Below are 6828 nucleotides of genomic sequence, written 5' to 3' on the forward strand. Positions count from 1 at the left end.
GGAAGGATGATTTATATGGTGACAGAAAAGGAATTAGAATTATTAGCTTGTCTTGAAAAACGTAGTCGATTATCTGTAGATACATTAGCAAAGCTATTAAATATAGAAGTAGAAGAAGTAAAGAAAATGGTTGGGAAATTAGAAGCGGAAAAGATTATCGTGGATTATGTAACACATATTGATTGGACGAAGGTGAAAGAACATACAGGTTTAACGGCGATGATTGATGTGAAAGTTACGCCAAAGCGCGGCGTTGGGTTCGATGCGGTTGCTGAACAAATTTATCGTTATTCAGAAGTAAAGTCTGTGTATTTAATGTCAGGGACATACGATCTTTCTATTACATTAGAAGGAAAGACAATGGGAGAAGTAGCGATGTTTGTTTCTGAGAAATTAGCAACAATTGAATCTGTCGTTTCTACGACAACGCATTTCATTTTGAAGAAGTATAAACATGAGGGAATTATTTATGAAAAAAACGATGATGATAAGCGGATTGTGGTGACACCATGAAGCAATTTGAACTATCTAGAGCAGCAGAATCTTTACAACCATCAGGTATTCGAAAGTTTTTCGATTTAGCAGCAAATATGAAAGGTGTTATTTCTCTTGGGGTAGGAGAGCCTGACTTTGTTACACCTTGGAATGTGAGGCAAGCGTGTATCCGTTCTTTAGAACAAGGATATACGTCATATACAGCAAATGCAGGATTATTGGAGCTTCGTCAAGAAATAGCAAAGTATCTAAAAAAACAATTTGCAGTATCTTATGATCCGAACGATGAAATCATTGTTACAGTTGGAGCGAGTCAGGCGTTAGATGTAGCGATGCGCGCCATTATAAATCCTGATGATGAAGTACTCATTATTGAACCGAGTTTCGTTTCTTATGCACCGCTTGTGACATTAGCTGGAGGAGTTCCGGTTCCTGTGGCGACTACTTTAGAAAACGAGTTTAAAGTACAACCGGAACAAATTGAAGCAGCTATTACAGCGAAAACAAAGGCAATTTTACTTTGTTCACCAAATAACCCAACAGGTGCGATGTTAAATAAATCCGAGCTTGAAGAAATAGCGGTGATTGTTGAGAAGTACAATTTAATCGTATTAACTGATGAAATTTATGCAGAGCTTGTATACGACGAAGTATATACAAGTTTCGCGAGTATTAAAAATATGCGAGAGCATACGATTTTAATTTCAGGATTTTCAAAAGGGTTTGCGATGACAGGATGGCGCCTCGGTATGATTGCAGCTCCTGTTCATTTTTCAGAATTAATGCTTAAAATTCACCAGTATTCGATGATGTGTGCACCGACGATGTCTCAGTTCGCAGCGCTTGAAGCGTTACGCGCGGGGAATGATGAAGTAATTCGAATGAGAGATAGTTATAAGAAACGTCGTAATTTTATGACGACATCTTTCAATGAAATGGGATTAACATGTCATGTGCCTGGCGGAGCGTTTTATGTCTTTCCTTCTATTTCTTCAACTGGACTATCTTCGGCGGAATTTGCAGAACAGTTATTATTAGAAGAAAAGGTGGCTGTTGTACCTGGAAGTGTATTTGGTGAAAGTGGTGAAGGGTTTATTCGTTGCTCGTATGCAACGTCGCTTGAACAGCTTATGGAAGCTATGAAGAGAATGGAACGGTTTATAGAAAATAAAAAAAGGACAAAACATAATACGTTTTGTCCATAAAAGGGGGGGAATACTAGAAAGCCATGTGTTAGTATTCTATCCCAATATTGGAGAATTATACGTACTACAGGAAATTTTTCGTTAATTTTGAATGAGTTCTGTCATAGTGGTATAATTTACTAATATAAGGTATGCGTATCCTGAGTAACTTTACTCTGGGTACGTACTAACTAATCGGATATTTAACAATAAATCATCTGCTTTGCTATCTACAATTGTAGAGAAAATGGTAAACGTATGGGAGTGTTTCATATGTCAGAACAATATACAACAGGAGTGGTTGTAACAGGGAAAGTGACTGGGATTCAAGATTACGGTGCATTTGTAGCGTTAGATGCAGAAACACAAGGGCTTGTGCATATATCTGAAATTACAAATGGATATGTAAAGGATATTCATGACTTTTTAAAAGTCGGCGATACAGTAGAAGTAAAAGTACTTTCAATTGATGAAGAACACAGAAAAATGAGTTTATCGTTAAAAGCGGCGAAAAGAAAACAAGGACGGATTCTTATACCGAATCCATCTGAGAACGGATTTAATACGTTGCGAGAAAAGCTAACAGAATGGATTGAAGAGTCCGAGTTAACAAAGTAAAAGAGGAACGCATATGAGCGTTCCTCTTTTACTTTGTCTTATGATATATATTTGCAAATATGATTGCATGCAATCATATTCGTATGTCGGAGGTGGAGTAAAGACATACTGATTAGCGAATTTCGTTCGTTTCTGGGTGAGTGCCAAGATTTTCTGATGGTTTAAAGAGTAAACCAAGATTGATAAGCCCAGAAATACCAACGATGCCGTAAATAATACGTGCCAGAGCTGAGTTTTGTCCACCGAAAATGGCTGCCACTAAGTCAAACTGGAAGAACCCGATAAGTCCCCAGTTCACAGCGCCAATTACAGTAAAGACTAATGCGATACGTTGCAAAGTACTCATGAAAAAGCCCCCCTTAATTGTGAAGCATGAGCAAGCGATGAGTTAATTAACTCTTTTATAGAATGGTGTAGTTATGTTGTTTTTATACATAAAAAATATAAGAAAAAGGATGTATATACATCTATACCGAAAAATGCGAATTTTTATGCAAAAAATGAACTTTTTCTAAAAAATATATTTTGGTTACGTTTACAATTGTTGAATCGCTTGATTTACAACTTCAGTTTCGCTAAAGTGAATACAGAAATACATATACATTATTGGAGGGAAAAAGATGAGTACACATGTAACGTTCGACTATTCTAAAGCGTTATCCTTCATCGGTGAACATGAAATCACTTATTTACGTGATGCAGTGAAAGTAACACATCACGCAATCCACGAAAAAACTGGAGCTGGGAACGATTTCCTTGGGTGGGTAGACCTTCCGCTTCAATATGACAAAGAAGAATTTGCTCGCATTCAAAAATGCGCAGAAAAAATTAAAAATGACTCTGACATTTTACTTGTTGTAGGTATCGGTGGTTCTTACTTAGGAGCACGTGCAGCAATCGAAATGTTAAACCATTCTTTCTACAACACACTTTCTAAAGAACAACGTAAAACTCCACAAGTGCTATTTGTTGGACAAAACATTAGCTCCACTTACATGAAAGATTTAATGGATGTATTAGAAGGTAAAGACTTCTCTATTAACGTTATTTCCAAATCAGGTACAACAACAGAGCCTGCACTAGCATTCCGTATTTTCCGTAAGTTATTAGAAGAAAAGTATGGAAAAGAAGAAGCTCGCAAACGTATTTATGCAACTACAGATAAAGCACGTGGTGCATTAAAAACATTAGCTGATAACGAAGGTTACGAAACATTCGTTATTCCAGATGATGTTGGAGGACGTTTCTCTGTATTAACGCCAGTTGGTTTATTACCAATCGCAGTTAGCGGCTTAAATATTGAAGAGATGATGAAAGGTGCAGCTGCTGGTCATGGTGACTTCGGTACATCAGAACTAGAAGAAAACCCGGCTTACCAATACGCAGTAGTTCGTAACGCTTTATACAATAAAGGAAAAACAATTGAAATGCTTGTTAACTATGAGCCAGCACTTCAATACTTCTCTGAGTGGTGGAAACAGTTATTTGGCGAAAGTGAAGGGAAAGATCAAAAAGGTATTTTCCCATCTTCAGCAAACTTCTCAACTGACTTACACTCATTAGGTCAATACGTTCAAGAAGGTCGTCGTGACTTATTCGAAACAGTTCTTAAAGTAGGTAAATCTACACATGAACTAACAATTGAATCAGAAGAAAACGATTTAGATGGATTAAACTACCTTGCTGGTGAAACTGTAGACTTCGTAAACACAAAAGCATACGAAGGTACATTACTTGCACATAGCGATGGTGGCGTACCAAACTTAATCGTAAATATTCCTGAATTAAATGAGTACACATTCGGTTACCTTGTATACTTCTTCGAAAAAGCATGTGCGATGAGCGGCTACTTACTAGGCGTAAATCCATTTGACCAACCAGGAGTAGAAGCATACAAGAAAAACATGTTTGCTTTACTTGGTAAACCAGGATTTGAAGAGTTAAAAGCAGAATTAGAAGAGCGTTTAAAATAATAAAAAGCGACCGGAATCCGGTCGCTTTTTATTATTTTATCGAAAAGTTCATCAGTATATTCAAACTAGAGTGGGTATGCTAAAGAAAAAGTCTAGGAGGGATGGGCTTGATTCCGATTCAATCAAATTTAGAAGGGCGTACATATGCGTTATATAAGTTAGAAGAAATAATGAAGCCACTGGGGTATAGCATTGGTGGCAATTGGGATTATGATAAAGGATGCTTTGATTATAAAATTGATGAAGAAGATGGCTATCAATTTCTGCGAGTACCATTTACAGCGGTGAATGGAGAACTAGATGTACCTGGTGTAATCGTCCGTCTTGAAACGCCGTATATTCTTTCGCACGTATATCAAGACGAACTAGATGATCATGTAAATACTTTAACAGCTGGAACGAGTGGAATGGATCAATTTGCTGAGCCGAAAGATCCAGATGGAGATGTGAAAAGAAAGTATATCAACATTGGGAAAGTGCTCATGCAGGAACTAGAAAAACATTTTCTTAATGGTGAATAACAATGAGTATGTCGCTTTCAATGAGAACAAAGGAATGGACTGGATTAATCATATATTGTTCGTCGCGCTTTATACCTAGTAAGAGAATGTTTTGTTTTAAAAGGGTATAGCTACAATTTGCAAAAGTTTGTCCGCCGCAGGACGGAGGAAGCTCCATGAATTGTAATTTATTATCAGAGATTTCATTGTAAAGTGAGAATAGTACGCCTGAAATGGAAGGGAATAAAAGCGAAGCGGTAAATACATAGCTCGTTAATTTATTTCCTTCTATAATTTCTGATGCACCAGCTCTCGTTGCGTTTTGTATTTGTTCAGAAGTAAGAAGTTCGGCGATGCAGTGAATGTTTGGGTTGAGCCCTTTTGCGGTTAAAATGTTTAAAATGGAATGTGTATCTGCTAAGCTCTCATTTTTTTCTTTATCGGCTGTTATTAATATAGTGTGTGCTGTTGTAATATTAGCTTTTAATAAAATTTGATCGTGATGGGGGCAACCCTTTATAAATTCTAAATGATGAAATGGTTTTGGAAGTAAAGAAAGTGTTTCATCAATTAAAACGATATCAAGGTTCGGTTGTAAAATGTGCATTTGTTTTACAACATGTTTTGCCCGCTCATTCCATCCCACGATAATCATATGACCGTTAGAGGTAGCGGCTTCTTCTCCTTTAATTTTCATATATTGTTTATTAATCATATCAGTAGCGAACAGAACCATATAATAAGAACAAAAACCGGTTCCAAATAAAATAATACTCATACCGATAAGTTTGCCTATTAGTGTATGGGGGGCAAAGTCACCATAGCCAACAGTGAAAATAGTAACGATTGACCACCAAACTCCATCAAACCATGTGGTGAAGTGCGATGGCTCTAATCTATGTATAAGGAAGCCAGAAAAAGCAGTAAGTACAACAATAAAGCAAACTAAACGAAAAATAATGGAATCACGAAATGTATCTACTAAATTTGGACGGGATTTCAAACTCTTATTCCTCCTTACTTTGCAGGACTACATTCATTGTTACCATTATAGAAAAAAGAAAAACTCTCTAATTTAAAAGAGAGTTTTTTTACATTACATACTTTCTACTTCAGTTTGTTGAACACTTTCAAGATGCTGGAGAGCGTAGTAAACATCAGCAGTATGTCTTTTTTGATCGATACATAATTTCAAATGCAAATAGTGTGAACCATTTTCCAATGTTTTGAGCTTCATATTCTTAACCTTTATATCCATTTCTTTTATTTCTTCAATTACAATTGGGATATTGTCCATATTTCGCACAACAAGTTTTACTACGATATCACGTTGACGAAATGATCTAGGTCCTACAAATTTCATTGTTAATGGTATAAGTTCGACACTAATCATAAGGAAACACATTCCGAAAATCGCTTCGATATAGAATCCGGCCCCAACAGCAATACCAATACCAGAAGCACCCCAAATCATAGCAGCAGTCGTTAGTCCCGCAATACTATCGTTTCCTCTTCGTAAAATAACACCGGCACCTAAAAAACCGATTCCTGATACAATTTGAGCGGCAAGTCGAAGTGGATCCATATTCATATGATCAGTATGTGGTAAATTGTAAGCCGCTTTAATAGAAACAATTGTTAGGAGGCAACTAATGATAGAAATAACTAAACAAGTTTTTAAACCAAGTGGTTTCCGTTTTAATTCGCGCTCTAAACCGATAGCGAACCCTAAAATAGCCGAGAGACCTAGTTTGATTAATAAATCGGTATAGTCCATATATATTCCTCCTTGTATGATATGGTATATGAATAAAACATTTATTATAGAAAGAAACGCTTTTGATAGAGTGACTTTATATAGAATATATGTAGGAATTATTTATACATGAAAGAGATATTTCGTTTAAGTATATGATATTAAAAAAGAAATGTGGATAATCTTAAAAAAAGTTTATAAAAGGTATTGCATTTCATTTTTCACCATGATATATTAATAACCGTCGCTGATGCGGAAACGCAGAAAACGACAAAAAAGAAATTGAAAAACTTAGTTGACAT

The 6828-nt window shown here is 36.2% G+C and carries 8 protein-coding genes; 5 read left to right on the forward strand and 3 right to left on the reverse strand.

The genetic code is table 11. The annotated features are described in order from the left end of the window. Positions 1-15 precede the first annotated feature (15 nt). From FS742_RS23305 to yugI, 3 genes are all read left to right on the forward strand, one after another. Entirely contained in the window at positions 16-513 is a 498-nt protein-coding gene (locus FS742_RS23305) for an Lrp/AsnC family transcriptional regulator (RefSeq protein ID WP_144615359.1), read from the forward strand. Further along, positions 510-1700 carry an aminotransferase gene (locus FS742_RS23310; RefSeq protein WP_144615361.1) on the forward strand — a complete coding sequence of 397 codons (1191 nt, stop codon included), beginning with the start codon at positions 510-512 and terminating at the stop codon, positions 1698-1700. The genes FS742_RS23305 and FS742_RS23310 overlap by 4 nt, the downstream gene beginning before the upstream one ends. A gap of 252 nt (positions 1701-1952) precedes the next feature. Next, positions 1953-2297 carry a S1 domain-containing post-transcriptional regulator GSP13 gene (yugI, locus tag FS742_RS23315; RefSeq protein WP_000003765.1) on the forward strand — a complete coding sequence of 115 codons (345 nt, stop codon included), beginning with the start codon at positions 1953-1955 and terminating at the stop codon, positions 2295-2297. 112 nt (positions 2298-2409) lie between these two features. Here yugI and FS742_RS23320 read toward each other — a convergent pair whose 3' ends face one another. Next, complete coding sequence (locus FS742_RS23320) at positions 2410-2643, reverse strand: DUF378 domain-containing protein (RefSeq protein WP_000105788.1); 234 nt, start codon at positions 2641-2643, stop codon at positions 2410-2412. A gap of 274 nt (positions 2644-2917) precedes the next feature. On the opposite strand from FS742_RS23320, the gene FS742_RS23330 reads away from it, so the two are divergent. Beyond that, positions 2918-4270, forward strand: a complete 1353-nt coding sequence (locus FS742_RS23330; protein WP_048561621.1) for a glucose-6-phosphate isomerase — start codon at positions 2918-2920, stop codon at positions 4268-4270. Between the two features lie 107 nt (positions 4271-4377). Continuing rightward, positions 4378-4791 (forward strand): YugN-like family protein, encoded by a 414-nt coding sequence (locus FS742_RS23335; protein ID WP_140392583.1) that lies wholly within the window; start codon positions 4378-4380, stop codon positions 4789-4791. Here the strand turns inward: FS742_RS23335 and FS742_RS23340 are convergent. Both FS742_RS23340 and FS742_RS23345 read right to left on the reverse strand, forming a co-directional pair. After that, positions 4778-5773: a potassium channel family protein gene (locus tag FS742_RS23340; RefSeq protein WP_144615363.1), complete on the reverse strand. Its 996-nt coding sequence runs from the start codon at positions 5771-5773 to the stop codon at positions 4778-4780. The genes FS742_RS23335 and FS742_RS23340 overlap by 14 nt on opposite strands. A gap of 93 nt (positions 5774-5866) precedes the next feature. After that, positions 5867-6547, reverse strand: a complete 681-nt coding sequence (locus FS742_RS23345) for an MgtC/SapB family protein (RefSeq protein ID WP_144615365.1) — start codon at positions 6545-6547, stop codon at positions 5867-5869. Positions 6548-6828 lie beyond the last annotated feature (281 nt).

This window comes from Bacillus cereus, from assembly GCF_007678085.1.
Taxonomy (GTDB): Bacteria; Bacillota; Bacilli; order Bacillales; family Bacillaceae_G; genus Bacillus_A; species Bacillus_A cereus_BE.

Bases quoted from the DNA above. Each gene is read 5' to 3' on its own strand.
- FS742_RS23305 (WP_144615359.1), top strand. From the start codon at position 16: ATGGTGACAGAAAAGGAATTAGAATTATTAGCTTGTCTTGAAAAACGT.
- FS742_RS23310 (WP_144615361.1), top strand. From the start codon at position 510: ATGAAGCAATTTGAACTATCTAGAGCAGCAGAATCTTTACAACCATCA.
- yugI (WP_000003765.1), top strand. From the start codon at position 1,953: ATGTCAGAACAATATACAACAGGAGTGGTTGTAACAGGGAAAGTGACT.
- FS742_RS23320 (WP_000105788.1), bottom strand. From the start codon at position 2,643: ATGAGTACTTTGCAACGTATCGCATTAGTCTTTACTGTAATTGGCGCT.
- FS742_RS23330 (WP_048561621.1), top strand. From the start codon at position 2,918: ATGAGTACACATGTAACGTTCGACTATTCTAAAGCGTTATCCTTCATC.
- FS742_RS23345 (WP_144615365.1), bottom strand. From the start codon at position 6,547: ATGGACTATACCGATTTATTAATCAAACTAGGTCTCTCGGCTATTTTA.